Origin of the sequence: Salipiger marinus, from assembly GCF_900100085.1 — a bacterium.
Classification (GTDB): domain Bacteria; phylum Pseudomonadota; class Alphaproteobacteria; order Rhodobacterales; family Rhodobacteraceae; genus Salipiger; species Salipiger marinus.
In genome coordinates, this window is record NZ_FNEJ01000007.1 from 242,525 (window position 1) to 263,302 (window position 20,778).

General features: G+C 65.1%; 22 protein-coding genes. 10 read left to right on the forward strand and 12 right to left on the reverse strand.

Annotated elements, in window-relative coordinates; genetic code table 11:
- Nucleotides 1-8 precede the first annotated feature (8 nt).
- From BLR51_RS10260 to BLR51_RS10280, 5 genes are all read left to right on the forward strand, one after another.
- On the forward strand, nucleotides 9-500 hold the full coding sequence (locus BLR51_RS10260) for a TRAP transporter small permease (RefSeq protein ID WP_089846523.1): 492 nt from the start codon (nucleotides 9-11) through the stop codon (nucleotides 498-500).
- The gene (locus BLR51_RS10265; RefSeq protein ID WP_089846525.1) at nucleotides 500-1,771 is read left to right on the forward strand and encodes a TRAP transporter large permease; all 1,272 of its coding nucleotides are present in this window, start codon (nucleotides 500-502) and stop codon (nucleotides 1,769-1,771) included. The genes BLR51_RS10260 and BLR51_RS10265 overlap by 1 nt, the downstream gene beginning before the upstream one ends.
- A gap of 32 nt (nucleotides 1,772-1,803) precedes the next feature.
- Nucleotides 1,804-2,955 carry a mandelate racemase/muconate lactonizing enzyme family protein gene (locus BLR51_RS10270; RefSeq protein ID WP_089846527.1) on the forward strand — a complete coding sequence of 384 codons (1,152 nt, stop codon included), beginning with the start codon at nucleotides 1,804-1,806 and terminating at the stop codon, nucleotides 2,953-2,955.
- Between the two features lie 12 nt (nucleotides 2,956-2,967).
- Nucleotides 2,968-4,122: a mandelate racemase/muconate lactonizing enzyme family protein gene (locus BLR51_RS10275; protein ID WP_089846529.1), complete on the forward strand. Its 1,155-nt coding sequence runs from the start codon at nucleotides 2,968-2,970 to the stop codon at nucleotides 4,120-4,122.
- 249 nt (nucleotides 4,123-4,371) lie between these two features.
- Nucleotides 4,372-5,967, forward strand: a complete 1,596-nt coding sequence (locus tag BLR51_RS10280) for a glycosyltransferase (RefSeq protein ID WP_089846531.1) — start codon at nucleotides 4,372-4,374, stop codon at nucleotides 5,965-5,967.
- Nucleotides 5,968-6,024: 57 nt separating this feature from the next.
- On the opposite strand, the gene BLR51_RS10285 is transcribed toward BLR51_RS10280, so the two are convergent.
- The 11 genes from BLR51_RS10285 to BLR51_RS10335 all read right to left on the reverse strand — a co-directional run bounded on the left by BLR51_RS10285 (nucleotide 6,025) and on the right by BLR51_RS10335 (nucleotide 16,673).
- Nucleotides 6,025-6,978: a Hint domain-containing protein gene (locus BLR51_RS10285; RefSeq protein WP_089846532.1), complete on the reverse strand. Its 954-nt coding sequence runs from the start codon at nucleotides 6,976-6,978 to the stop codon at nucleotides 6,025-6,027.
- A gap of 474 nt (nucleotides 6,979-7,452) precedes the next feature.
- Nucleotides 7,453-8,505, reverse strand: coding sequence for a permease (locus tag BLR51_RS10290; protein WP_207543611.1), 1,053 nt, complete (start codon nucleotides 8,503-8,505; stop codon nucleotides 7,453-7,455).
- A gap of 51 nt (nucleotides 8,506-8,556) precedes the next feature.
- On the reverse strand, nucleotides 8,557-8,874 hold the full coding sequence (locus BLR51_RS10295) for an ArsR/SmtB family transcription factor (RefSeq protein ID WP_089846536.1): 318 nt from the start codon (nucleotides 8,872-8,874) through the stop codon (nucleotides 8,557-8,559).
- Between the two features lie 72 nt (nucleotides 8,875-8,946).
- Nucleotides 8,947-10,212 carry a pilus assembly protein TadG-related protein gene (locus tag BLR51_RS10300; protein ID WP_089846538.1) on the reverse strand — a complete coding sequence of 422 codons (1,266 nt, stop codon included), beginning with the start codon at nucleotides 10,210-10,212 and terminating at the stop codon, nucleotides 8,947-8,949.
- Between the two features lie 109 nt (nucleotides 10,213-10,321).
- Entirely contained in the window at nucleotides 10,322-11,290 is a 969-nt protein-coding gene (locus BLR51_RS10305) for a type II secretion system F family protein (protein ID WP_089846541.1), read from the reverse strand.
- Nucleotides 11,291-11,300: 10 nt separating this feature from the next.
- Nucleotides 11,301-12,302 carry a type II secretion system F family protein gene (locus BLR51_RS10310; RefSeq protein WP_089846542.1) on the reverse strand — a complete coding sequence of 334 codons (1,002 nt, stop codon included), beginning with the start codon at nucleotides 12,300-12,302 and terminating at the stop codon, nucleotides 11,301-11,303.
- A gap of 29 nt (nucleotides 12,303-12,331) precedes the next feature.
- Nucleotides 12,332-13,756: a TadA family conjugal transfer-associated ATPase gene (locus BLR51_RS10315; RefSeq protein ID WP_089846544.1), complete on the reverse strand. Its 1,425-nt coding sequence runs from the start codon at nucleotides 13,754-13,756 to the stop codon at nucleotides 12,332-12,334.
- A 73-nt stretch (nucleotides 13,757-13,829) separates the two neighbouring features.
- Entirely contained in the window at nucleotides 13,830-15,074 is a 1,245-nt protein-coding gene (locus tag BLR51_RS10320) for a CpaE/TadZ family protein (protein WP_089846546.1), read from the reverse strand.
- Between the two features lie 40 nt (nucleotides 15,075-15,114).
- Nucleotides 15,115-15,885: a Flp pilus assembly protein CpaB gene (gene cpaB / locus BLR51_RS10325; RefSeq protein WP_165616789.1), complete on the reverse strand. Its 771-nt coding sequence runs from the start codon at nucleotides 15,883-15,885 to the stop codon at nucleotides 15,115-15,117.
- Between the two features lie 43 nt (nucleotides 15,886-15,928).
- Nucleotides 15,929-16,432 (reverse strand): A24 family peptidase, encoded by a 504-nt coding sequence (locus tag BLR51_RS10330; protein ID WP_207543612.1) that lies wholly within the window; start codon nucleotides 16,430-16,432, stop codon nucleotides 15,929-15,931.
- Between the two features lie 64 nt (nucleotides 16,433-16,496).
- Entirely contained in the window at nucleotides 16,497-16,673 is a 177-nt protein-coding gene (locus BLR51_RS10335; protein ID WP_089846552.1) for a Flp family type IVb pilin, read from the reverse strand.
- 398 nt (nucleotides 16,674-17,071) lie between these two features.
- Between BLR51_RS10335 and BLR51_RS10340 the strand changes: the two genes are divergently transcribed.
- The 5 genes from BLR51_RS10340 to BLR51_RS10360 all read left to right on the forward strand — a co-directional run bounded on the left by BLR51_RS10340 (nucleotide 17,072) and on the right by BLR51_RS10360 (nucleotide 20,445).
- Nucleotides 17,072-17,578 carry a TadE/TadG family type IV pilus assembly protein gene (locus BLR51_RS10340; RefSeq protein ID WP_089846554.1) on the forward strand — a complete coding sequence of 169 codons (507 nt, stop codon included), beginning with the start codon at nucleotides 17,072-17,074 and terminating at the stop codon, nucleotides 17,576-17,578.
- On the forward strand, nucleotides 17,575-17,970 hold the full coding sequence (locus BLR51_RS10345) for a TadE/TadG family type IV pilus assembly protein (protein WP_165616791.1): 396 nt from the start codon (nucleotides 17,575-17,577) through the stop codon (nucleotides 17,968-17,970). The genes BLR51_RS10340 and BLR51_RS10345 overlap by 4 nt, the downstream gene beginning before the upstream one ends.
- 64 nt (nucleotides 17,971-18,034) lie before the next feature.
- Entirely contained in the window at nucleotides 18,035-18,529 is a 495-nt protein-coding gene (locus BLR51_RS10350) for a pilus assembly protein N-terminal domain-containing protein (RefSeq protein WP_165616792.1), read from the forward strand.
- A gap of 364 nt (nucleotides 18,530-18,893) precedes the next feature.
- Nucleotides 18,894-19,319, forward strand: coding sequence for an Hpt domain-containing protein (locus tag BLR51_RS10355; RefSeq protein ID WP_165616793.1), 426 nt, complete (start codon nucleotides 18,894-18,896; stop codon nucleotides 19,317-19,319).
- Between the two features lie 274 nt (nucleotides 19,320-19,593).
- Nucleotides 19,594-20,445 (forward strand): PAS domain-containing protein, encoded by an 852-nt coding sequence (locus BLR51_RS10360; RefSeq protein WP_278184858.1) that lies wholly within the window; start codon nucleotides 19,594-19,596, stop codon nucleotides 20,443-20,445.
- Between the two features lies 1 nt (nucleotide 20,446).
- Here the strand turns inward: BLR51_RS10360 and BLR51_RS10365 are convergent.
- The coding region (locus BLR51_RS10365; protein WP_165616795.1) for a transposase at nucleotides 20,447-20,778 on the reverse strand (332 nt) is incomplete at its 5' end.

Consider the following 20,778-nt stretch of genomic DNA (forward strand, 5'->3'; position numbering starts at 1 on the left):
CCCTCACCATGTCGCTCCATTCCCTGACGCGCCGGCTTGCGGCGGTCTGCGAGACCGCGGCCGCCGCGATCTTTGCCGCTGTCTGCCTGCTCAACTTCATTCAGGTCGTCGGGCGCTATGCCGCCGGATCCTCGCTCAACTGGGCGGAGGAGGTCATGCGCTATTCGATGCTCTGGGTCATGATGCTGGGCGGCACCGCCGCCATCCAGCGCGGCGACCACATGGCGGTGGACACGCTGCTGGACGCGCTGTCGCCGCGCGGCGCGCATCTGCTGCGCAGCCTGCTGTTCGGCATCGCCGGGATCTTTGCGGCGCTGCTGGTCTGGTATGGCTGGCCCGCCGCCCTGAACAACGCCCGCCAGAGTGCCGCGGCCTCCGGCCTGCCGATGATCGTGCCCTACATGGCCCTGCCCGTGGGCGGCGCCCTGATGCTCGTCCAGATCGTGCTGTGCTGGCTCACCGGCTTCGGCGAGACCCGTCACGAAGAGGAGGCCTACTGATGGCATGGGTCGCGGCTCTGTGCTTCCTGCTGGTGTTCACCGGCGTTCCCATCGCCTTTGCTCTCGGGCTTGGCGGCACGCTGGGCGTCTGGCTGGCCGGGATTCCCCTTCCCGTCATCATCACCCGGTTCTTCGGGGGCGTGGACAGCTTCGTGTTCATCGCGATGCCCTTCTACATCCTCGCCGCCGAGATCATGAACCGCAGCGGCATCACCGAACGGCTGATCCGGCTCACGGCACTGGCTACGGGCCGGTTCAGCGGCGGCACCGCCTATACCAATGTGGGCACCTCGATCCTGTTTGCGGGCATTTCGGGGGCGGCGATCGCGGATGCCAGCGCGCTGGGGCGGTTCTTCATGAACGTCATGCCGAAAGAGGGCTATTCGCGGCCCTATTCCGCCGCCGTCACCGCCGCCTCCTCCATCATCGGGCCGATCATCCCGCCCTCCGGCCTTGCCATCATCATGGCGGCGGTCACCGGGCTGTCGATCGTCGATCTTTTTGTGGCGGGGATCATTCCCGGGCTCATGCTCGGCGGCGCCTGCCTGCTGGTGATCCTGATCACCGCGCTGACCTCCGGCCTGCCGAAATCGGTCATCACCGTGAACCGCGACCAGATCGGGCGGCTGCTGTTCGAAGGCGTGCTTGTGGCGGCCCTGCCGGTGATCATCGTGGGCGGCATGGTGACCGGCGCCTTTACCGCCACCGAAGGCGGCGGGATCGCGGTCTTTGTGGCGGCCCTGCTGGGTCTGGTGGTGCTGCGGTCCATGACCCTGCGCGACCTCTGGGACGCGGTGAAGGTGTCGGGGCGGATGACCGCCGCGATCTACCTGCTTGTCGCCGCCGCCTCCATCCTGTCCTACGCCCTGAACCTGCTGGGCATCGGCGCCATGGTCACTGCGGTCGCCCCCTATTTCGAGGGCAGCCCCACGCTGTTCCTGTTCGGGGTCATGCTGCTGATGCTGGTGCTGGGCATGTTCATCGACATCGGTGCCGCACTCATCATCTTTGTGCCGCTGGTCATGCCGACCATCCTGCAGCTGGGGATCGACCCGGTTCAGGCGGCGCTGGTGGTCATGCTGACGCTTGCCATGGGGCTTATCACCCCGCCTTTCGGCGTCGTCCTCTTCATCCTGATGAAGATCGGCGACGTGAAGATGGGCCCGCTGGTGCGGGCGATCCTGCCCTTCGTGCTGGCCGAGCTGGCCGTGATCGTGCTGCTCGTGCTGTTCCCGCCCCTGACAACATGGCTGCCGGACCTGCTCAACTGAGCGCCGCGCCACCAAAACTTCCGAGGTATTGAATGAAGATCACCGCGATCAAGAGCTACCCTGTCCGCGTCGGCGTGCGGAACCAACTTCTGGTCAAGGTCGAGACGGACGAGGGCATCTATGGCTGGGGCGAATCCGGCATGTCCTATCGCGAGAAGGCGGTGATGGGCGCCATCGCGCATTACACGCAGTTCCTGCTTGGCCGAGACCCGATGAACGCGGGCGCGCTCTGGCAGGAGATGTATCGCAGCCAGTATTTCGAGGGCGGGCGCGTGCTGAGCGCCGCCATTGCCGCGCTCGACATCGCCTTCCACGACATCAAGGGCAAGGCGCTTGGCGTGCCGGTCCACCAGCTTCTGGGCGGGCGGCACCGGCACAGCGTGCCCACCTTCGCCACCACCTCTGCCCCGCCCGGAGAAGAGATGATCCGGCAGGTGCGCCAGCTGGCGGAGGCGGGCTGGACCTGCGTGCGGCTGATGGCGGACGGGCAGGAGAACGAGGCGATCTTCGAGCCGCGCGAGTCCATCGCCACCACCGCCGACTGGGTCACCCGCGCCCGCGAGGAACTGGGCCCCGAGATGGTGCTGGGGGTCGAATATCACCACCGCCTGACCGTGGCCGAGGCCGCCTCTTTCTGCCAGAAACTGCCGCGCGGCACGATCGACTTTCTGGAGGAGCCGATCCGCGACGAGACGCCCTCCGCCTATGAGAGCCTGCGGCGGATGACCGAGATCCCCTTCGCCATCGGCGAGGAATTCTCCTCCAAATGGCAGTTCCTGCCCTATGTGGAACGCGACATCCTGCAATTCGCGCGGATCGACATCTGCAATGTCGGCGGCTTCACCGAGGCGATGAAGGTCGCGGGCTGGGCCGAGGCGCATTATGTCGACCTGATGCCCCATAACCCGCTGGGCCCGGTCTGCACGGCGGCTAGCGTCCATCTGGCCGCCGCCGTGCCGAATTTTGCATGGCTTGAATGCCGCTCCACCCCGGTGGAACGGCTGGGCTTCGACGACCGCGCGCTGTTCCCGGTGCAGCTTGAGCTTGACGGCGCCTCCTATCCCGTGCCCGAGGGGCCGGGGCTGGGCGTGGAGGTTGACGAGGAGCGGCTGAAGGCCGCGCCCTTCGAATACACCGCCCCGCCCATGCTCCGCCGCCGCGACGGCTCCGTCACCAACTGGTAAGGGAGAGCCGCCATGAAGATCGCCTCGGTCGCCGCCTATCCGGTCTGGATCGCCGACAGGAACCAGCTTCTGGTCAAGGTCACCACCGCCTGCGGGGTGACGGGCTGGGGGGAATCCGGGCTTACCACCCGCGAACAGGCCGTGGCCGGGGCGCTTGCCGATCTGGGCGACTGGCTGGAGGGGCGCGATCCGCTGCGCCCCTCGGCGGTGTGGGAAGCGCTGGCGTTGCAGCCGGGCATCGCACGGGACCGGGTGTCGGCCGCGCTGATTTCCGCGCTCGACATCGCGCTGCATGACATCGCGGGCAAGGCGCTGGACGTGCCGGTGCATCAGATCCTCGGCGGGGCGCTGCGGTCGCGCGTGCCCACCTTCGGCTGCGTGCGCGCCGATGACCGCGATCACCTGATCGATCTTGCCCGGGAGACGATGGCGGCGGGCTGGACCTGCCTCCGCCTTGGCTGGCGCACCGATGCGCCCGAAATCTTTGACCCGCACGACACCATCGGGCGCTGGCCCAGCATCCTCGCCGCCTGCCGTGCCGCGCTTGGGCCGCGCGTGATGCTGGGGTCGGACCTGCATCACCGCTTCAGCGTGGCCGAGGCCGCCGCCTTCATGGCGCGCTGCCCCGAAGCCACGCTGGATTTTGTCGAGGAACCGATCCGCGACGAGACGCCTTCCGCCTATGCCGCGCTGCGCCGCCTGATCCGCACGCCGCTGGCCATCGGCGAGGAATTCACCTCGCGCTGGCAGTTCCTGCCTTATGTGGAGCAGGGGCTTTGCGATTTTGCGCGGATCGACCTGTGCAATGTCGGCGGCTTCACCGAGGCGATGAAGGTCGCGGGCTGGTGCCGGGCGCATGGCATCGACGTGATGCCGCATAACCCGCTGGGACCGATCTGCACCGCCGCCACCGTCCATATGGCAGCCGTCATTCCCAACCACGCCTTCCTTGAATGCTGGGAAACCCCCGGCGACGACAACGCGGCGCGGCAGGACTCGCCGGTTTTCCAGAACCGCCTCCGGCTTGACGGCGCGGATTTTCCGGTGCCCACCGAACCCGGGCTTGGCATCGAGATCGACGAGGCGGCCCTGGCCGCCGCCGCCCCCTTCCGCTGGTCGGAGGTGCCGCATCTGCGCCGCTCTGACGGCGCCTTCACCAACTGGTAGCCTCGGGCAGCGCCGCACCGGGCTTTAGACATATGGACTATGGCGCAGGCAAAGCTGTTGCCCCTGCGCCATGCCGCTGACTAAGCTTGCGGAATGACACATGATGCCGCGTTTTTTGCCCCGCCCGCGCCCGCACCGCCTGGGGGGGAGGGGGGTCTTCAGGCAGGGCCTGACTGTTCCCGTGTTCTGGCCGCAGGGCTGCGTGACCTGCGCGGACCAGCGCCTGCGGAGGAGAAGCTGGCGCGGCTGATGGCGCGCGCCACCCGCCACGCCGACGCCCGCCAGCCTGCAGAGACCATGACGCTGCTCGCGCTTGCCGCAGCGCTTGGCGGGCTTGATCCTGCGGGGCTGCGCCGGGCGGTGGATGTTGCGCGGCAGGCGGGCAGCCTGCGCGGGGCATGGCGGCTCCAGCGGCTGCTGCTGGCGCAGGATCCGACCGTCGAGGCATGGATGGGGCTGGCGGGCCTCGCGGCCGAGCGGGGCCATCCCCGCGCCGCGCTGGCCTGTCACCGCCGCGCCATGGCCGTGGCGCCGCGCAGCATCCGGCCATGGAACCGGGTCTTTGCGGTGCTGCGCCAGCAGGTCAGCCAGACGGCCTCGGCGCTGGCGATGACCTGTGCCGAGGACCGGCTGGGCGCGCTTCCCGATCTGAGCATGACCCGGCTGCGCGCGGCGTGGCAGAGCGGCGAGGGCGCGCTTTGCGACACGCTGCTGACGCGCGAGGTGCCGCCCCGCGATCTGCCGGAGCGGGCAGAAATCGCGGTGGCGCGGGCGCTGTCCCGCGACGACATCGCCACCGCCGAGGCCGAACTGTCGGCGCTGCCCGACAGGACCGATCCGCAGCGGGGCCTGCGGCTGCGCGCCGCCATTCTGGGCGGGCAGGGCCGTCACGACGCGGCGCTGCACCTGCTGCAGGCCGGGCCAGCGGACTCGCCCGAAAGGCTGGGCGCGCTGGCAGAGGCGCAGATCCGCGCCCGCCTCTGGCCCGAGGCTTATGCCACGCTGGCGCCGCTGCGCCGCGAGGTCCGTCGCGCCCGGGGCGGCAAACGCGCGCTGCGGCATCTGCTGGCGCTCGTGGACGATCTGGTGGCCGACCGTGCCCTGATCGCGCAGGCGCGCGGCTGTGATCCGGCAGGGCTCGCCCGGCTGGCAGAGGCGGAGCCGCAATCGTTGATGCTGGCATTGATGGTGCTTGATCTGCCACATGCCCGCCCGGACCATGCCGTGCCCATCCCGCAGCGGATCGTGCAGTATTGGGAGGGCCCGGCGCCGGGGCGCGACCTGATCGGGCTGATGGACAGCTGGCGCCGCCATCACCCGGACTGGGAGCATCGGCTGGTCACCCGCGCCATGGCGCAGACCTATCTGAGGCGGGCGGGCGATCCGGTGGCGGCACAGGCCTTTGCCCGGGCGCGCACGCCCGCCGCGCGCGCGGCGCTAGTCCGGGCTGCCGTGCTGCTGCGCGAGGGCGGGCTCTGGGCCGCCCCCGACGCGCGCTGCCAGCAGAGCCTTGCCGCCCTGACCGAAGGCGCCTCGGTGCTGGTGCAGCAGGACGGGATGGGGCTGGTGGAGCCGGGGCTGGTCGGCTGCGCGCCCGGCAGCGCTCTGGCGCGGCTGGCGCTGCGCGATGCGGTCCAGAGCGTGCTGCGCGACGAGGCGGATGCCGACTGGCTGTCGCTGGGCAAGGGCGCGCTGACGCGGGCGGCAGCGGCAGCGGCGCTGTCCGAAAGCCTGCGCGCCCTGCCAGCGCATCGCGCCCGCGCATGGGTAGCGCTTGACTGCCCCGTCACGCAGGAACCCGCTGCCGATTGGCTGAGCTTCGATCCGGCCCGGTATTTCGGCTGAGCAAAAGCAAAGGCCGGGGCGCTGCCGCCCCGGCCCGTAACCGTTGTGCAGGCCGTCTCAGGCCGTCTTGCGCAGCATCATCCGGTCACGCAGGGCGCGCGGCAGCTGACGCGCCGCCTTGAGGCGCGGCAGGTCCATCTGCGGGATCGTCTGGTCCCCGCGCAGGGCTTGGCGATCCTCCCAGTTGTCGAAGCGCAGCGTCGAGATTCCGTCGGCAAAGCTTTCGGAGGCGACACCCTCGGCCAACACCAGCGCGTGCTCGTCAAGCTCGATGTGGAAATAGGTGAACGGCTCGCCCCGGCTCAGCGGCATCTGCCGGATGGAATCGCCATTCAGCAGCGCTTCTGCCTGAATAAGCACGCCGTCCATATGAATGGCATGGGTCGGCGACACGCACAGATCGCGGTGCGGCAGGCTGCTGCCAAGGGCGCCCTGACGGATCAGAATTGGAATTGCACGGCGGGCATCGACAAATGGCAAGGCGCAGGTCCGATATCCCATCCAGCGCACGGTCATTTCGCGACCGTCCTCGGTCTGAACCGTGTCGCCGACAAGCAGCGATTCAACTGTCCGCTCGCCCTCGGGCGTGGCGATATGCGTGCCTTCCAGAAAACAGACCGGCGCTTCGGCGGCGATGTCCCATTGCGTGCTGGGATCGGCGGTATCCCCCCCCAGCAGCGTCACGCTCAGACCATCGGGAACGGTGGTGCCTTCGGGGACAAAGAATTTGGTGCCCAGAAGCCCGCCAAGACCAACTTCAGAGGCGAAAAAGCCGATGACATTGCCGCTCTCGTCCACGGCGGCACCGCGATATTCATGCTCCACATCCCCGACGATGAGGCCGGGATAGCTGAACGTGTCATCATCGACATCGCCCAGAACGGACTGATCGTCCGAGGTGCCGTCGCTTTCGTCGGTCAGCTCGACATCCGATCTCAGCTGGGTGCTGGCATCAACCTGAATCAATCCCGCACCCAGAGGATCGAGAACTCCATAGACATCATACGCCATTGAACGCTCCAGAATAATTTGTGGTCGCTCGCTTAGTGCGGACCAGAAATCAAATTGAGTCAATTTCGAATCTCGCAAAACGCCGAATACGTGAAGATTCGCGAGATTATTTCAGGAACAGGCAAAGATGTTGTCCGGATTGGGGCAGAAATTCGGGAAAGTAGGCAGGATTAAGTTAGGTTCCAATTATTAATTAAAATATGGCATTGCATAAATGGCAGCCTTTGGTGATTCGAATTGCCCGTGAAATGCCATTCATATCGGCGTAGCCGTATATATGATTCCGGCCGATGTCACCGCCAAGATCGGGGCCGGCGGCCCGAGGTTCCGGCGGCTGCAGAGGGGCTGACTTGCCCCCAAAAAGACGGATCCGCAGGCCGTGCTGCGGATCATCCGGAGGACATGTTGGGGGTCTTGGCTGCCCGTCAGCAGAGGCGGGGAAGAGGGGAGCGGGGCGCCGGCCCCGCCCTTGCGTTATGCCAGAGTGGTCCAGATCTGGAACAGCAGGCCCGAGGTGAAGGTGCCGATCAGTGACAGCGCGATATAAAGCGCAAAGACCTGTGGCCGGGCCAGCGCCCAGACCGCAATGGCCGCCGGGATGGAGGTGACGCCACCCGCGACCAGAAAGGCCATGCCCGCGCCCGGGGCCATGCCCTGTTCGATCAGCCCGCCAACCAGCGGCAGCGCCGCATAGCCGTTGAGATAGGCGGGCACCCCCACCAGCGTCGCGGTCAGGATGGGCAGCAGGCCGTCCCCGCCCAGCGTCGCGGTCACGGTTTCGGCGGGGATCCATGCCAGCATCAGGCTTTCCAGCACGAAGGCCAGCATCAGCCATCTGGCGAGGAACAGCGTCGTGCTCCACGCTGTCCTGCCGAATTTGGCCCGGCGGTCTGGCTCGGCCCAGAACCGCCAGATCACGGGCTTTGGCGCGCGGATCCGCACCCCGCCGCAGCCGCCGCTGCCGATGCCGTCGCGCAGCGGCGCGGCAAAGGCGCCGCCCCGGCTCAGCACATGCGTCACGGTGCCGCCGAACAGCCCCAGCCCCAGCGCGGTCAGCGTCTTGGCCACCGCAAATTCCGGACCCAGAACCCCCGCCGTCAGCACGAACATCGACGGATCCATGATCGGCGAGGCCAACCAGAAGGCCATCACCGCCGAAAGCGGCACGCCCATGGACAGAAGCGCGGCAACAAGCGGGATGACCCCGCAGGAACAGAAGGGCGACAGACCCCCCGCCAGCGCGCCAAGCGCGATCATCAGGGTCGGCGCCCCGGTGAAGGCGCGGGCGATCAGATTGTCGGCCCCCGTTGCCCCGGCCCATGCGGCAAGGGCGATGGACAGGATCAGGAAGGGTGCTGTGGTCAGCAGCGCCTGACCGGCGAACCGCGCGCTCTGCGCGGCCTGAGACGGGTCGAACAGGGCCACGGTTCCAAGGATCGCGGCGGTGGCGAGCCAGACACGCTGGTCCTGCCACAGATGGCGCAGGGCGGACCGCAGGCTGGGGGAGGCAAGGCTTGTTTCTGTCATGACCAAATATCCGGATTTATGGTTGTTTTTGGTTGAAAAAATGGCGCCCGATCATGCGGCATCCTCCGCCCGGCGCATGGCCACGCCGCTGCAGCATTCCGAGGTCAGGAAAGTCAGCACCTGCCGCATGACGGGGAAATCGACGCGGTTGAACACCTCGCGCCCCTGCTTGTCCTGTCGCACCAGCCCTGCCTCGACGAGGGTGGACAGATGATGTGCCAGCGTCGAGGGCGCCAGGCCCAGATGGTCGCCGATATCGCCGACGCGCAGCCCGTCCTCCCCGGCTTTCACCAGCAGGCGAAAGATCGCAAGCCGGGCATCATGGCCAAGGGCGGCAAGGGCGCGGGCGGTGGGGCTGGTGCTGGTCATGCCGCATAACATAACCATATTTCTAGTTTTGTAAAGATGTTCCGCGACACCCCCGGCAGGGCAGGGCGTCTGTCACTCCACGAGGCTGACCAGCACGTTTGTCTCGATCCTTGGGGCGTCGAAGGTCGTGCAGGTGGAGCGCAGCGTGGAGTTGCCGGTAAATTCGACCGTCAGGCCGATCACCTGCGTGCAGCCGTTGACGGTGGTGGAATTGCCGCTGAACACGATCTCGGAGGTGGGCATATACAGCGCGCCCTGCGTGGTCGATCCGGAGTTGCCGCGGATTTCGTGGGTCACCCCGTGCTGGCTGCGGCTGCCAAAGACCAGAATGCCGCTGAAGGGGCCGGTCGTGGGGGCCTGCATGTTGAGCCCGCCATTGCCCGTCAGCTTGAGCTGCGCATTCCCGGTCAGGTAGAAGGTCGCGCCCTGCACATCCATGCCGACGCCCCCTTCGATGGCCTCGCCATTGGCATTGAGCGTCAGATCCCCGCCATCGATGATGTAGAGCCCCGGGTTGAAGGTCACCTGTTTCTTGACATCAAGACCGCCGCAGAACCGCATCGCGGGCACGCCGCTGGGATGGGCGAAGCTGGGGGTGAAGACCGAGGCCTTGGTGTCGTTTTCGCAGGGCACGCTGATGCTGGGCTCTGCAAGATGGGCATAGGGATCGCGGACGACGGGTGTGTATTCATTGACCGCCGGGCAGTCCAGAAGCTGCAGGTTGCTGCTGGTCACGGCACCACCCACGGTATTCACGCAGCCCACGGTCAGCCGCGCCGAGGAATTGGCCATCCAGAAGGCGTCCGAGGCGTTGGAATTCGACGCCACATCGCAGCCTTCGAGCGAGACATTGGTGGAGCCGCTGACCGTCACCGCCCGGGATCCGGTCGGGGACAGGGCAAGCACGCAGGCCGCCGAGCCGGTGGTGACCACGGCAGCCACCGCTCTGGCCGAGATCACCAGCGGTTCATTGTCGATGATCGCGGAAAAGAACCGCGGCTGCGTCTTGGTCAGCAGCACTTCGACCCCTGCGGCACTGCCGGCATTGGGGCCGGTGGCGGGCGGCGTGTTGAGCACGAAGCTGCCCTCGTCGACGGCAAATTCGGCCTGCGTGGCCACATGCAGCGCTGCGGCATCGATCGCCGCCTTGCTGTCGCCCGCGCGCAGCCTTGTGCCACCGGCATGGGCGGCAAGATCGGCGGCGTGCTGCAGATTGCGCTGGACCATATACTGGTATCCCGCCTCTGCCCCTAGCCCCATGCCCAGCACCAGAACCGGCATCGTCAGCGCGGCAAGAATGGCTACCGCGCCTTGGCTGTCGGCGGCAAACCCGGACACGTGCCGGGCAAGGCGCCGCCGCCAGCCCCTGCGGGGCCGGGAGTGGGGATCGCAAGGGCGGGTTTTGGGGCGGGTGAACATGTCCTGAAATCCAAGCAGGGCGGGGCGTCTAGTTGTTCATGATCTGGATCACCGCCGGGGTGAGCACGACCGCGAAGAGCACCGGAAGAAAAAACAGGATCATCGGCACGGTGAGTTTTGGCGGCAGGGCGGCGGCCTTCTTTTCGGCCTCGCTCATGCGCATGTTGCGGTTTTCCTGCGCCAGAACCCGCAGGGCATGGGCCAGCGAGGTGCCGTATTTTTCCGACTGCATCAGCCCCGAGACCACGGATTTCACCCCGTCGAGATCGGTGCGTTTGCCAAGGTTCTCGTAGGCGGTCTTGCGGTCCGACAGAAAGGCGAGCTCTGCCGTGGTCAGCGACAGTTCTTCGGCAAGCTCCCGCGACTGGTCGCCGATTTCGTCCGCGACCTTGCGAAAGGCATGCTCGCTGCTCATGCCGGATTCGACACAGATCAGCAGCAGATCCAGCGCATCGGGCCATGACCGCCGGATCGATTTCTGGCGCTTCGTGATGCGGTTTTTGACATAGACCGTGGGCAGGTAATAGCCGAGGCCGCTCAGCACCACGGCGATGCCCAGTTCCGCCAGCAGCGGCAGATCCGGCTTGATCACCACGAAGATGTAAAACGACGCCACGCCAAAGACGATGACCGGCATCAGCACGCGCATCGCAAGGAAGGTGATGACCGGGGCGCGGCCCCGGAACCCGGCGGAGCGGAGCAGCTGCAGCGTGGCGCCCCCCTCCAGCTTGCGGGCGAGGTTGAAACGTTCGACGATGGCGGACAGGATCTTGCTGGGCTCGCTCCGCAGCAGGGTGCGCCGCCTGCCTTCGGTCGACAGCGCCGGATCGGTCAGGCGGGGCCGGGTGGAGGACTGCACCACGCGGCGCATGCGCTCTTCCTGATCGTCGCGCACCAGATAGGGCCAGCCTGCCGCCAGAATGCCGCAGACCACCGCAAGCACCGCCGCGATGGTGACCAGCAGATCGCGGTCAAAGCCAAGGGGATCAAAGTTCATCCCTGCGCCCCTAGAAATCGAAATTGATCATGTTGTGCATCACCAGCACGCCGATGCCCATCCAGACCGCGCTGCCCGCCAGAACCATGTTGCCCGTCGTCGTGGTGAAGAGCAGCGAGATATAGTCGGGGCTGGTCAGGAACAGCAGGCTTCCGACGATGGGCGGCAGCGCCCCGATGATCCCGCCCGACGCCTTGGCCTCTGAACTCATCGCCTTGATCTTGGCGCGCATTTTCTTGCGCTCCCGCAGCACGGTGGACAGGTTGCCAAGCGCTTCGGTCAGGTTGCCACCGCTGCGGCTTTGGATGGTGATGACGATGGAGAGGAAGTTGGTTTCCGGAAGCGGCACCCGCTGCGCCATACGCTGCACGGCTTCCGGCATGGGCGCGCCGATGGTCTGGTCGTCCAGCACCGTCTTGAATTCGCTGCGCACCGGCTCCTGCCCCTCGACGGCGATCACCCGGATGCAGTCGCTGAGCGGCATGCCCGATTTGACGCCGCGCACGATGACATCGACCGCATCGGGAAACTGCACCGCAAAGGCCGCGAGCCTGCGTTTGCGGCGCAGCCCAAGATAGGCCCGCGGCAGCAGCAGGCCGCCAAGCGGCGCCAGAAGCGCGGTGGTGATCAGGGAAACTCCGAAGCCCGCCCACAGCAGCAGGAACAGCAGGCCCGCGGTTGCAAGGCATATCCCCAGATAGGTCCGCTTGGTCCAGTCCAGCCCCGCCTCGCGCAGACGGTGCTGCAGGCTCTTGCGGGCGCGGCTGCGGCTTAGCGCCTTCTGCTTCTGTTCGATCTCGCGCAGGGTCTCCTCGACGGAGCGGCGGCGCCTTGCGCCCTCGTCCACTTCCTGCGGCCGGGCGGAGGAAGGGCGATGGGTGATGACCATGCCGACGCGCTGCCGTGCCCGCGCCGATCTGACCAGCTGCGGCTGGAACATCGCGAAAAGCAGGCCGCCCACGCAGAGCGCCACAAGCGCGAAGGTCAGGATCAGGGTAACAGCCGGGGACATCGGAGGGGCTCCTTGCAGAGGCGGCGGGATTAGCTGGACTTGACCCGCGCCGCCTCCAGCGCGGCGGACAGGCGCTGGTCTTCGCCATAGTAGCGGGCCTTGTCCCAGAAGGCCGGACGCCCGATCCCGGTAGACCGGTGCTGGCCGATGATCTTGCCCTGCGCGTCCTCGCCGCTCATGTCGTAGATGAACAGATCCTGCGTGATCGGCACGTCGCCTTCCAGCCCCAGCACCTCGGTGATGTGGGTGATCCGCCGCGAGCCGTCGCGCAGGCGCGCCGCCTGAATGATGATGTCGATGGACGACACCGCCATTTCGCGGATGGTCTTCATCGGCAGCGAAAAGCCCCCCATGGTGATCATGGATTCGATCCGCGACAGCGCCTCGCGCGGGCTGTTGGCGTGCAGGGTGCCCATGGATCCGTCATGGCCGGTGTTCATGGCCTGCAGCAGGTCGAACGCCTCGGGGCCGCGCACCTCGCCCACGATGATCCGTTCGGGGCGCATCCGCAGGCAGTTCTTCACCAGCTGCCGCATGGTGATCTCGCCCGCGCCCTCGATGTTCGGGGGGCGGGTTTCCAGACGCACCACATGGGGCTGCTGCAGCTGCAGTTCGGCGGAATCCTCGCAGGTGATGATGCGCTCGTCCGGATCGACATAGCGGGTCAGGCAGTTGAGCAGCGTGGTCTTGCCCGATCCGGTGCCGCCGGAAATGATGATGTTGCAGCGCACCCGCCCGATGATCTTGAGGATTTCGGCGCCCTCCGGCGTGATCGCGCCATAATCGACCAGCTGGTCCAGCGTCAGCTTGTCCTTCTTGAAGCGGCGGATCGTCAGCGTCGGCCCTTCCAGCGCCAGGGGCGGGGCGATGACATTGACGCGGCTGCCATCGGGCAGGCGGGCGTCGCAGATCGGGCTTGATTCATCCACCCGCCGCCCGACCTGACTGACGATGCGCTGGCAGACATTCAGAAGCTGGGTGTTGTCGCGGAAGCGGATGTCGGTCTGGATGACCTTGCCCGCAACTTCGATGAAGATGTAATTATCGCCATTCACCATGATATCCGCGATGTCGTCGCGGGCCAGCAGCGGCTCCAGCGGTCCGTAGCCCAGCACGTCGTTGCAGATGTCGGAAACCAGTTCGTCCTGCACCGCGGTCGAGATCACCGCCCGTTTCGCCGCCAGAATGTCGGTGGCGATGCCGCTGACTTCGCTGCGCGCTTCGGCCACATCCATCGTGGTCAGCTGCGCCACGTCGATCGCTTCGAGCAGGGCCTCGAAAATCTCTTTCTTCAGATCGTAATAGGCCTTGGCCTTCTGCGGTGTGGCGGTGGGTGCCTCCGTCGTGGGGGTGATGGTCACGGCGGCCCTGTCGGGAATGATCTTGAGGTGACGCACGCCGGAGGAGGGGGCGGCGCTGTCTGCGGGGGCGAGATCGCTTTTCTTGCCGAACATGCTGCGGTGTCCTCGTTTTGGGTCTGGTCTGTGGTCAGGCCCCGGCGGGGGCGGTCCGTTTCGTGACTGGCGCCTAGCGGCCCCAGAGGCGGCCAAGGCCCCGGCGTTTGGTTGCATGGGTGCGCCCGGTCAGCTGTTCGGCCAGATGCTGCAGGACGCGGGTCATGGGGGCGGTCTTCGACACTTCCTCGATCATCTGGCCATTGGCGGTGGCCGAGCTGAACAGCGCCGGATCAAAGGCGATCTTTGCCGCAAGGTCGGTTTCCAGCGCTGCCGCGAATTTCTCCGGCTTGATTTCCCGGCGTTTCGGCAGCCCGACCCGGTTGAGGATCAGCTGCGGCGGGTCGTCATTGGGCCGGGTCATTTTCAGAAAATCGAGCATGCCGCGGGCGTTGCGCAGATTGGCCAGATCCGGTTCTGCGACAAGCAGGATGTTGTCCGCCGCCACCAGCGTGCTGCGCACCAGCGGCGACCATGCGTTCGGAAGATCCAGCACCACATGCGGAAAGGTGGCCCGCGCCAGATCCAGCATCTTTCTGATGACGTCCACATCCGGATCGCGGGCGATCTGCGCCGCCGTGGCGCAGGGCAGGATGCTCAGATCCGGGCCGTGTTTGAACAGCAGCCGTTCCAGCAGGGTGCCGTCAAGGTTCTGGCCCTCGGGCAGCTGGTCGGCAAAGCCGGTATGGCATTCGATGTTGCAGTTGAGCGCGACAGTCCCGAACTGCAGATCCAGATCGGCCAGCAGCGTGGCAGTGCTGCCCTGCGACATGGTCCATGCCAGATTCTGCGCCAGCACCGAAGAGCCCACGCCGCCTTTGGTGCCGATCACCGCGTGGATCTTGCCGATATGCGCGGCGCCTTCATTCGGAAAAAGCCGCAGCACCGCGCCGATCAGGGCCAGCGCGTCGACGGGGGCCAGCAGATACTCCGCAACACCTTCCGCCACCAGTTCGCGGTAAAGCGCGATGTCATTGGTGGCACCCACCACGATGACCTTGGTGGCCGGGTCGCAGACCGGCGCCAGATCCGCCAGCGCCGCCAGCAGGTCGGCCCGGCTGCCGCCGTTTTCAAGGATCATCACATCCGGCGTCGGCTGGCCGCTGCAATAGCTGGTGGCGGCAGCGATGCCGCCCATGGTCACGCTCACCCGGGCGCGGGACAGGCGCCGGTCGCTGGCCACCCGCCCCATGGAGGCGGCGACGGCGGAGGTTTCGCAGAAGGCATGCAGCGAGATATGGGGCGTCGTGCCCACCGGCTGGGTCTGCGGCTGCCCGACCAGCGCGTCGGGACGGAGCTCAAGCGGCGTGTGTTTCATGTTCGCTCCGAAGTCAGGGTCCAAAGCCGGGCCGACCGGATCACTCCAGCGCAACCACTTCGATCTGCCCGCCGCGGAAGATCCGCAGCGTCTTTTTCTCCTCGACCATCACCATCGATTCCTCGGCGATGTCGGAAAGGGACCGCAGGGCCAGCGACAGTGCGCCGGACACTTGGGCCGCCGTGACGATCTCGACCTCGGGGGGGCTCAGTTCCAGCGTGGCGGTCTTGCCGACCACGGCTTCGTTTGACCCGTCGATGGTCTGGTCCACCGCCAGAACCTTGATGTTCTTCAGGATCAGCCGACTGCTGACCTGGGTGTTGCCGCTTGCATCGACGCGGCTGGTGGTCAGCAGCACATCGACCCGGTCATTGGGCAGCACAAAACCGCCCGCGCTGTTTTCGGCATTGATGCGCACCGCGATGGCGCGCTTGCCAGAGGCCAGCATGACCGCAAGCGCGCCCGCATCCCCGGTGGACAGCTTGCTGTCATGGACAGGCTCGCCCGCCACCATGCCGTTACGGACGATCATCCCGGCAAGCGACTGCGGGGCGCTGGACCGCTGGGCGCGGGTGATGAAGGCGGGGTTGATCGCGCCATCCGGCCAGCGCTGCCAGCTTACGGAGGAGGCATCAATCACGGCGCCCGAAGGCAGATCGACGGCGGCCACCAGAATTTCGGTCATGCCGAGGGAGTCGACCGTGCCGTCGCGGTTGGTGGCGGCGGTCACGGCCCCAGAGGTGCCCAGCGTGATCCAGGCCGCGATGCCACCGGCCGAGAGGGCGACAAGAAAGATCAATCCACGCAGCATGGTACGTCCTTCCAGAACAGGGCGGGCGCAGTCCGGTCCCGCGTCACCACAGCGGCGCGGTCCATGGCGTCGACGCAAACACAAAAAGCCCCGCCGCCGCGATCGCAACGCCATAGGGCACCCGGGTCTCGCCCGCGCGCAGCGACAGCGCGCGTCCGGCCAGAGCCTCGGGCAGGGGGCGCGCGCGACAGATCATCAGACCCAGCGTCAGAAGCCCGCCAAACACGGAGGTCCAGAGCAGGAAATCCCCCAGATGGGGCAGTCCCAGCCACAGGGAGACCACCGCCATCAGCTTGACATCTCCCCCACCCATCCACCCGCAGGCGAAAAGGCACAGGCCAAGACCGAAGACGACGGCAGCCCCCCCAAGGCCGAGAGAGATCGCCAGCAGGGAGAAGCCGGAAAGTGGCGCCAGCACCGCGTAGCCCAGCAGCAGGGCCAGCACGAGCCGGTTCGGGATCCGCATCCTTGCCAGATCGCCAAGCCCTGCCTGCAGGAGGAGCAGGACAAAGACAGCACAGCCAAGCAAGGTGAAGACCACAGCCACCTCCGGTTTTCCTGTCGGGATCAGGGCTATCGGCGGAGCGGTCTCCGCCGACAGTCCCGATGGATTACAGACCGGTCGGGGTCAGTTCGGTGTTGATGCCGGTGAAGACGCCCTCAAGCGTCGGCCCAAGCAGGACAAGGGCGGTGATGATGACGACCGAGATCAGGCCGGCGATCAGGCCGTATTCGATCGCGGTGGCGCCGGATTCGTCTTTTTTGAAACGGGAGATGAAGTTCGTCATAGGTTTTCCCCTTTTTGGGTGTGCTGAGAGAGAGCCCAAGATGACACCAGCTGCGGCAGTCCGGCCGTGGCGGACGCCGAACCATCAGCGTCCCGGTGAAGGTTGCACGGCAGAACCGGCGCGGCTACTTGGCTTGATGGGCTGGACAGCTGGCCAGGGCGTTTGGGCCGGTTTGGTCGCAACGGGCACCGGTTTGGCCCGCCAGACGGCCTGCAGCCGCCGAAATTCCCTTGTTTTATTGAGATCCCGCGACCAGCACCTATCCGTTCGGCCAGCCTGTCCGGTCAGGTAGGTTCGCGCCCGGCTTGCCTGTAGATTGGCCGCGGACGCAGGACCATGCGGGGCGCGCTGCCCCTGTCCGCGCCAAACAGGCCGCAAGCAAAACGGGAGGGCAGGCGATGGGCCATCTGGTTCGACATCCCAAGCTTGGCGCGCGACCCATGGTCCGCGCGGGCACTGCCGCCCTGCGTGATGACAGGGGTGTTTCCGCCGTCGAATTCGCCCTGATCGCCCCCATGCTGGTGCTGTCGCTGCTGGCAATGACCGATCTGGGACTGGCGATTTCAGAGCGCATGACCATCGGCCATATCCTGCGCGCCGGGGCACAGGGCGCCACCCATGACATCGGCGTTTCTGCCATTGATCGGATCCTGCGCACAACTGCGGCACAGAACATGACCCTTGCCACCGCAGGCACCCAAGGTGACGATGCCACGCTTGCCCTCGATGTGGGCACGCTGTGCAACTGCGCCGAAGAGCCGGATGTCGCCGTCGCCTGTTCGACCACCTGCGACGGGGGTACGCCGACCCAGATCTTCTATGTGCTTTCGGCGCAGAAGACCTATGCCGGCCTGCTGCTGCCGCGCTTCTCGCAGTCGAAATCCATCCAGGTTCAGGTCAGGTGAGCGTCCGTCGCGCCCGGGTGTGGCGGTCAGAAAGCGGCGCCGTCGCTGTCGAATTTGCGCTGGTGGGCCTGATTGCCATCACGCTGATGCTGGCGATACTGGAATTTGGCCGAAGCTTCTACATGCGCAACGAGATGTCCTATGCGGCGGATGTCGGCGCCCGGACTATCCTTATGAACCAAGCCGTGACGAATATCACGGTCGAGGAGACAATCCGCGGCGCCATCACCTTCGGCATGTCGGAGGATCTGGAGGTCGCTCTGGGCGCCGAATCGGTCGACGGCGTCACCTTCCGCACCCTGCTGATTCGCTACCCGCTGAGCCTGTTCATCCCCTCCCTCACCGCTGACGGGCTCATGCTGACGGTAAGCCGCCGCATCCCCCTTGGCTGACCAAGCCCCCGCACACCGGGGGTCCACCCCGTTTTCAGTCAACCGCCATATGAAAGGAAAACCGATGCAGTTTCCCCGATCCTTCGCTGGCGGATTTCTTCTTTCGGCAGTCATCGCCTCTGGCGCCTGTGCTGATGCCGTGGTCGTCGTGTCCTCTGCGCAGAGTGTGCTGGCATCAAATGCCATATCCGCGCCCGCCAGCAGGGAATCGCCATTCCGGACCGTGTCTCTGGCGGTAGACTTTGCCAGCGTTCTGCAAATTGATGGGGAAATGAGCGCAATCGCGGTCGGCAAATCCGAAATCGTCGATGCGAGTCTGGCCAATGAACAGACCATTATCCTTACGGGGCGCATGGTCGGCACGACCAATCTGATTGCGCTGGACGATAAGGGTGGCGTGATCGCCAATGTGATGGTGCATGTCAGCGCGCAGAAACCCGGAATGGTGACGGTGCGCCGGGGTGTGCAGCTGCAGTCCTACAACTGCGGCGCCGGTCTCTGCGAAGATACGGAAATGGGCGGAGCCGAGGATATCCCCGCCGAGGCCCCGACGAACTGAAAAGGGCTCCGACCCGGGTTTGAGTATCGGCTTGGTGTGGCATGGTTTCGCCCAAATTTAGACGTATTTTAAGTTCAAACGCGATGTGACACGGCGCAAATAGGATCCCCAGACCGCGCCAAACCCAAGTGCCAGCAAGGCTGCTCCGCCTGTCACGTGACCGACAGGACAAGAGCGCAGGTCATTTGGTGACTTCCAGACCTGCAAACGACCCCATCCAAAGGCAAACCCAGCTTCCGACGCCATTCAAGACCACTCCTCGACGCCGATAGGCGCGAACCGGCACGGAGGCAGAGATTCGGGCTATACTGGCGGAAAAAGTCGTTATATGGTCACATTCTGTAACGTATGCAGGTATGCTGCTATGGCTATTAAAAAGTACCCCGAAGACCTGTCCGGCGCTAAGTCTGAGCTATATGAACAGGATCACGTAACCCCAGATTTTGCCTTGAGGGATTCTGTGTCCAGAGACATTTTCGACCCCGAGATTTTTGAAGAACTTCGAGAACTTTTTGGAGAAGATCGCACCCGTCTGGCGCTGGAGGAGCTGTCATCCTGTTTGCAGGACAGCTTTCCGAATGTCGCGCCGGAAGACCTTGACCGAGACCAGATTTTCCGGCGCGCGCACTTCCTCGTGGCCCGCGCCGGGCTGATGGGTTTCACCGCGCTCCGGGACACCTGCGTTGATCTGCAGCATGCCTGTGCCAAAGGCAGCCCCTTCGGCAAGGAATATAGCCGGACCCTCGAAACCACGACGGCAACCCGGAACGCCATCGCGTCTTTGCTGTAATGACGCGAAACATGTCTGAATGATGCGGGGCAGCCAAGTCCCGCACCTGAGGTCATTCTGAAGTTAAAGAAGCGCTCGGCAGCACCATAAATCTATCTGCCGTAACACGCTAAAAACGCACCATGACCAGTCTGATCCGCTGCGCACCCGCAGGCGGCATCTCGGGCTGCGCAGCAGGCGCGAGCTTGCATCGTCATACCCTTTACGCCACCGTCTGAGGATAGCGCGCTTTTTTCATGAAGCGCCTTCACAAACCGCGTGCAGGGGCCACATTTTGGACATAACTACAGACAGTCTGTTTCTGTCCCACCCTGACCCGATGTGGGTTTACGACGTGGAAACGTTTCAGTTTCTATCTGTGAACAATGCAGCGATCGTGAAATACGGCTACTCTCTCGAAGAGTTTCTCGGAATGACGATCAAGGACATCCGGCCGCCCGAAGATTGCGCGGCGCTGGAGGAAAACGTCAAGGCCGTCTCCGAGGGGCGGGATGAGGCCGGGGTCTGGCGACACAGTCTGAAATCCGGCGAAATCATTCATGTCGACATCATCGGCCACACCGTGCTGCATCATGGACGGCCTGCCGAGCTAATTTCCGCGCGCGACGTCACCCGCCATGTGCATGCCGAGCAGAGGATGCGCGAGGCGCTGGCGCGAGAGCAGTCGGCCCGCCGGGCCAGCGACGCGCTCGCCAGACAGTTTCAGGTCATGTTCGATAACATCCCGGGCATGTTTCTTGTGTTTTCTCCGGAGAACTTCGATGTGATCGCCGTAAGCGACGCCTATCTGGCCGCAATGCACATCAAACGTGCTGATGCAGTGGGTCAAAATCTGTTCACGATCCTGCCGCCTCAGCCAAGTGATACGCGTCATTCCGATCTGCAGGCGTCTTTTGCGCGGGTCATGGCCACCGGAAATCCGGATCTTTTGGAAATTCAGAAGTTCATGCTGCCTGACCAGAATGAACGGCTTTGGGTTTTGACGAGCAAACCGGTTGAGGGGCCTGACCAAAGGCAGCTCTTTCTCATTCTTCAGATACAGGATGTAACCACGGCGATTGACGGTCAAGATTGTGGCAAGAAAGCCTCTGATTTTGAGGTCGCAAAGCTGAACCTCGTTACCTAGGTCATGTTGACAAAAGGCGCAGCCAAAGTCGGATGGAGGTGATGTCGATGAAGCCCAAGAAGCTCTCAGCGGTTTTGTCGTAGCGTGTGGCGACACGGCGTGCGTTTTTCAACTTGTTGAAGCACCGCTCGACAAGGTTGCGCAAGGAATAGAGAGAATGATCCACACCCACGCGCATCCTGCGTGATTTGCGCATGGGAATTTGGGTGAGCACCTCCCGCGCCTCCATCTTTTTCCGAATGCGGTCAGCATCATAGCCTCTGTCAGCCAGCAGGACGCTCGGCTCTGGCAGGTTGTTGACCATGACCAGGTCGAACCCCAGGTAATCGGATG

Coding starts and splice junctions, on each gene's coding strand:
- BLR51_RS10350 (WP_165616792.1), top strand. CDS start 18,035: ATGCAGTTTCCCCGATCCTTCGCTGGCGGATTTCTTCTTTCGGCAGTC.
- BLR51_RS10290 (WP_207543611.1), bottom strand. CDS start 8,505: ATGACAGAAACAAGCCTTGCCTCCCCCAGCCTGCGGTCCGCCCTGCGC.
- BLR51_RS10305 (WP_089846541.1), bottom strand. CDS start 11,290: ATGAACTTTGATCCCCTTGGCTTTGACCGCGATCTGCTGGTCACCATC.
- BLR51_RS10275 (WP_089846529.1), top strand. CDS start 2,968: ATGAAGATCGCCTCGGTCGCCGCCTATCCGGTCTGGATCGCCGACAGG.
- BLR51_RS10260 (WP_089846523.1), top strand. CDS start 9: ATGTCGCTCCATTCCCTGACGCGCCGGCTTGCGGCGGTCTGCGAGACC.
- BLR51_RS10265 (WP_089846525.1), top strand. CDS start 500: ATGGCATGGGTCGCGGCTCTGTGCTTCCTGCTGGTGTTCACCGGCGTT.
- BLR51_RS10320 (WP_089846546.1), bottom strand. CDS start 15,074: ATGAAACACACGCCGCTTGAGCTCCGTCCCGACGCGCTGGTCGGGCAG.
- BLR51_RS10310 (WP_089846542.1), bottom strand. CDS start 12,302: ATGTCCCCGGCTGTTACCCTGATCCTGACCTTCGCGCTTGTGGCGCTC.
- BLR51_RS10355 (WP_165616793.1), top strand. CDS start 18,894: ATGGCTATTAAAAAGTACCCCGAAGACCTGTCCGGCGCTAAGTCTGAG.
- BLR51_RS10270 (WP_089846527.1), top strand. CDS start 1,804: ATGAAGATCACCGCGATCAAGAGCTACCCTGTCCGCGTCGGCGTGCGG.
- BLR51_RS10315 (WP_089846544.1), bottom strand. CDS start 13,756: ATGTTCGGCAAGAAAAGCGATCTCGCCCCCGCAGACAGCGCCGCCCCC.
- BLR51_RS10295 (WP_089846536.1), bottom strand. CDS start 8,874: ATGACCAGCACCAGCCCCACCGCCCGCGCCCTTGCCGCCCTTGGCCAT.
- BLR51_RS10335 (WP_089846552.1), bottom strand. CDS start 16,673: ATGACGAACTTCATCTCCCGTTTCAAAAAAGACGAATCCGGCGCCACC.
- BLR51_RS10280 (WP_089846531.1), top strand. CDS start 4,372: ATGGCGCGCGCCACCCGCCACGCCGACGCCCGCCAGCCTGCAGAGACC.
- BLR51_RS10340 (WP_089846554.1), top strand. CDS start 17,072: ATGGGCCATCTGGTTCGACATCCCAAGCTTGGCGCGCGACCCATGGTC.
- BLR51_RS10285 (WP_089846532.1), bottom strand. CDS start 6,978: ATGGCGTATGATGTCTATGGAGTTCTCGATCCTCTGGGTGCGGGATTG.
- cpaB (WP_165616789.1), bottom strand. CDS start 15,885: ATGCTGCGTGGATTGATCTTTCTTGTCGCCCTCTCGGCCGGTGGCATC.